Genomic DNA, 3,836 nt, shown 5'->3' with positions numbered 1-3,836 from the left:
GAGCTGGGTGGGGTGGCGGGCATGGTGGTGGGGGTGTGCCTGGGGAGCGTGGCTGGGTTGGCGTGTGGGAGCATCAGCGGCATCACCATTGGCCGGGGCCCCTCCGTGGTGAGGGTCCAGATGGCGGCCATCCTCGCCAGCCTCACGCCGATGCTGCTCTGGAGTGGGACGACGAATGCGTCCTACGCCGGCGCGGTGGCCGCCAGCGCGCTGGTGGCCTTCCTGGTGAGTGCGTTCCGGTTGCCGCTCTATGCGCTGGAGGTGCTGGCGTCCGCGGTGGCGTATGCCGTGGAGCGCTGGACGGGGCGGCCCACGCTGGGCTGGGTGCCGGTGCGTCACCACAACCTCAGCTATCTGCCGCATCCCTTCCTGGGGCGGCATCTGGCACTGGCGGTGCGCTCGCGGCCGGCGGAGGTGCTGGCGGTGGCGGATGCCTGCCTGCGCTCTCCGGGAAACATCGTGGTGGGCTGGCCGTGGGTGGTGCAGGCGCTGGAGGGGGCGTCGCCGGAGGGGGCGAGGGAGCCCCGGGCTTGAGCCGCTGAGTTGCCTCGCCGCGCGCCTCCGGTAGCCTGCGCGGCGATGGAAGGACTGCTCGACGCGTTCATCGCCTTCATCCGCGCGGAGCGCGGACTGTCCGGCAAGACGGTGGACGCCTACGCCGCCGACATCAACGTGTACTTCGAGGACCTGCGCTCGCGCGGCGTCTCGGACGCGACGCAGGCGCGGCAGGAGGATGTGTCCGCGCACCTGGCCTCTCTGGGCAAGCGGGGCCTGGGCAAGCGCAGCCAGGCCCGTCACCTGGCGGCCCTGCGCGGCTTCCACCGGTTCCTCGTCGCCGAGCGCATGGCGGACAAGGACCCGACGGAGGACCTGGACACGCCCCGGTCGGCCCGGAAGCTGCCGTCATTCCTCACCCTGGAAGAGGTGGAGCAGCTCCTGGCGGCCCCGGACGAGCGCACGTCCACGGGCGTGCGTGACAAGGCCATGCTGGAGGTGCTGTACGCCACCGGCCTGCGCGTGAGCGAGCTGTGCGGGCTGGGCATCAACGACGTGCAGCTCACGGCGGGCTATCTGGTGGCGAAGGGCAAGGGTTCCAAGGAGCGGCTCGTCCCACTGGGCAGCGTGGCCATCGAGAAGGTCCAGGCGTACCTGGCGGAATCCCGGCCGGCGGTGCTGGGGCGGCGCAAGTCCCAGGCGTTGTTCGTCACGCCTCGAGGCTCTGGCTTCACGCGGCAGGGCTTCTGGAAGCTGCTCAAGCGGTACGCGCTGAAGGCGGGCATCTTGAAGCCGCTGTCGCCGCACAAGCTGCGGCATTCGTTCGCCACGCACCTGGTGGAGCGCGGCGCGGACCTGCGCGCCGTCCAGCAGATGCTGGGGCACGCGGACCTCGCCACGACGCAAATCTATACCCACGTGAACGCCGCGCGACTGCGGTCCGTGTACGACGAGTTCCACCCGCGCAGCGACGTCTTCGTCCCCAAGGCGAAGAAGACACGAGCCGCCTCGCGGTAGGGGGCGGCCCGGGGCCTCGGCGCCGTGGAAGGAACGTTCCGTCCGCTGGCGCTCAGCGCCCCACGCCGTGGATGGGGAGGCCGAACGGGTCCGTGTGGGCCCGTCGGGGCCCGCTTCCTGGCAGCGGGGCCACGCGAATCAGCCCGGACGCCATCAGCCGGTGCACGGAGCGGGACGCGGCGAGCTCGCCCATGGCCGCCGTGCGCAGGGCCTGCCGGATGCTCCGGCTGCCGCGCAGCTTCGAGTACAGGTACAGGTCATCCGCCGTCAGGTCGGGCGGGGTGGGGCGCGGAATCGGCTCGAACACCAGGCGCCCGTCGAGCGCGAAGAGCTCGTCACTGAGGGCCAGCGTCAGGCGGATCTCCGCCTCGCGGTACAGGGCGTGCGCTTCCGGGACGGGGCCTTGCTCCAGGATTTGCGCGGCCAGGGCGACGGCATGGTCGTACTGGCCGGCTTCCAGGAAGCGCTTCACCAGGGTGAGCAGCTCCTCCAACTCGGCGGCTTCACCCAATCGGGGGCCGAGGGCCTTGCGCGGGGCCAGGGCCCCCCGCCGGTACAGGTGCAGCACCCAGCGCGCGGCGAAGAGCGGGGCCTCCCGGGCGCTCGCCAGCAGCTCTCCCAGCGTGGCGCCGCTCGCCGCCAGGTCCAGCAGGACGTCCTCTTCCTCCGAGTACGTCTCCACGGCGAACTCGCGGAAGACGCGGAACGTCGTGTCCATCCGAGGGAAGATGTCGCGGAACATGCTCCACTCGCGCTGCCGCGTCACCGCGTCACGGTGCAGGGTGGACAGCGAGAGCTTGAGCCCAATGGCCCGGGCTGAGGGCGGTAGGCCAGGGGTGAACCCGACCTCGCCGGACTCCCAGGCGTAGCAGTCGAACAGGGACTCGCGCGCCTTGTGCTCCAGGGCCTCGATGAGGCGGGGCAGCTCCACGAAGCAGCGCTGGACCAGGAAGGTGCCGTAGGGCATGCCCGCCCCCTCGGCCGCTTCGAAGGCCGCCGCGGCGCGGGGGGCGTCCAGGATGCGGAGGTTCACCAGGATCTGGGCCAGGTGCTCGCGTGGGTCGTTGGAGCTCTCACCCACCAGGGAGCCGTCCTTGACGTGGAAGCAGCGCCGCACCGCGCCGCGTTCCACGCTCAGCACCCCCTCAACCCCGGGCGCGCTGAACAGCGGCGGCATCACCAACTGCAACCGATAGTTGGCGAGACTTCCGTTGAATGGCTCCATGCAGGTGCTTCCTCCAAAGGTGGGTTGGCCCGCGTGAGGAACCCCCAGGGTACCGGCGCACCCCATTGTGATTCAATTGCAAGTGCCTGAATTTGCTCGGGATTTCCTTGCGGGGCGCAAAGTTCCAGGGAGAGTCCGTCTTGACTTCGCATACTGAACGGGCGCAGGAGACGGGCAACGGAGGGTTGCAGCGCCGCGTCGGGTATGCGAACCAGCCCCGTCCGATTCCCGATTCCGCCCAACCGAATCAGAGCGAGTCCATGCGAATTCTTTCAGGAGTGCAGTCGTCCGGCAGGCTGCACATCGGCAACTACTACGGCGCGCTCCGCCAGTTCGTGCAGCTCCAGGATGAAGGCGAGGGGTACTACTTCATCGCCAACCTGCACGCGCTCACCACCGTGAGGGATCCCAAGGCCGCGCTGGCGCTGACGCGCGAGGCCGCCATGGCCTACCTGTCGCTGGGGTTGGATCCGAAGAAGGCCGTGCTCTTCCGGCAGAGCGACGTGCGTGAGGTGCTGGAGCTGTACTGGATTCTGGGCACCGTGACGCCGCACGCGCACCTGGAGCGGGCCCACAGCTACAAGGACAAGGTGGCCAAGGGCATCAGCCCGGACTTCGGCCTCTTCGCCTATCCGGTGCTGATGGCCGCCGACATCCTGCTCTACAGCGCGGACTTCGTCCCGGTGGGCAAGGACCAGATTCAGCACATCGAGTTCGCGCGCGACTGGGCGGTGAAGTTCAACACCCAGTACGTGCCCGGCTACGACCCGGCCGACCCGGAAGGCAAGGAGCGGGGCCATGCGCCCGGCATCCTCAAGCTGCCCTCGGCGCGCATCCAGGAGACCACCCAGACGGTGCCCGGCGTCGACGGACAGAAGATGTCCAAGTCCTACGGCAACACCATCGAGCTGTTCGGGGATGAGAAGGAAATCAAGAAGCGCATCATGTCCATCAAGACGGACTCGACGCCGGTGGACGCGCCCAAGCCGCTGCCCACGCAGTCGCCGCCGCCCGGGCTCGTCAGCGATGCGCCGCTCTACGACTTGCTGAAGCTGATGCTCCCCGAGTCCGAGTTCGCCGAGGTGGACGCCACCTGGAG

Annotated in this window: 3 protein-coding genes and 1 pseudogene; 3 read left to right on the top strand and 1 reads right to left on the bottom strand. The window is 69.3% G+C overall.

Annotated elements, in window-relative coordinates; translation table 11 throughout:
* Positions 1 to 534, top strand: a pseudogene (locus tag HNV26_RS37075) (hypothetical protein); the annotation flags it as partial.
* A gap of 45 nt (positions 535 to 579) precedes the next feature.
* Complete coding sequence (gene xerD / locus HNV26_RS37070) at positions 580 to 1,512, top strand: site-specific tyrosine recombinase XerD (protein WP_171445562.1); 933 nt, start codon at positions 580 to 582, stop codon at positions 1,510 to 1,512.
* A gap of 52 nt (positions 1,513 to 1,564) precedes the next feature.
* On the opposite strand, the gene HNV26_RS37065 is transcribed toward xerD, so the two are convergent.
* Positions 1,565 to 2,737: a DUF4388 domain-containing protein gene (locus HNV26_RS37065; RefSeq protein WP_171445563.1), complete on the bottom strand. Its 1,173-nt coding sequence runs from the start codon at positions 2,735 to 2,737 to the stop codon at positions 1,565 to 1,567.
* 260 nt (positions 2,738 to 2,997) lie between these two features.
* Between HNV26_RS37065 and trpS the strand changes: the two genes are divergently transcribed.
* Positions 2,998 to 3,836 (top strand): tryptophan--tRNA ligase (gene trpS / locus HNV26_RS37060; RefSeq protein ID WP_171453025.1); only part of this gene is annotated, 839 nt, incomplete at its 3' end.

The sequence above is a fragment of the Myxococcus xanthus genome (assembly GCF_013116825.1).
In the GTDB taxonomy this organism is placed as follows: Bacteria; Myxococcota; Myxococcia; order Myxococcales; family Myxococcaceae; genus Myxococcus; species Myxococcus xanthus_B.
Note: the sequence above shows the minus strand (reverse complement) of the source record. Positions and strands in the feature narration are given on the sequence as shown.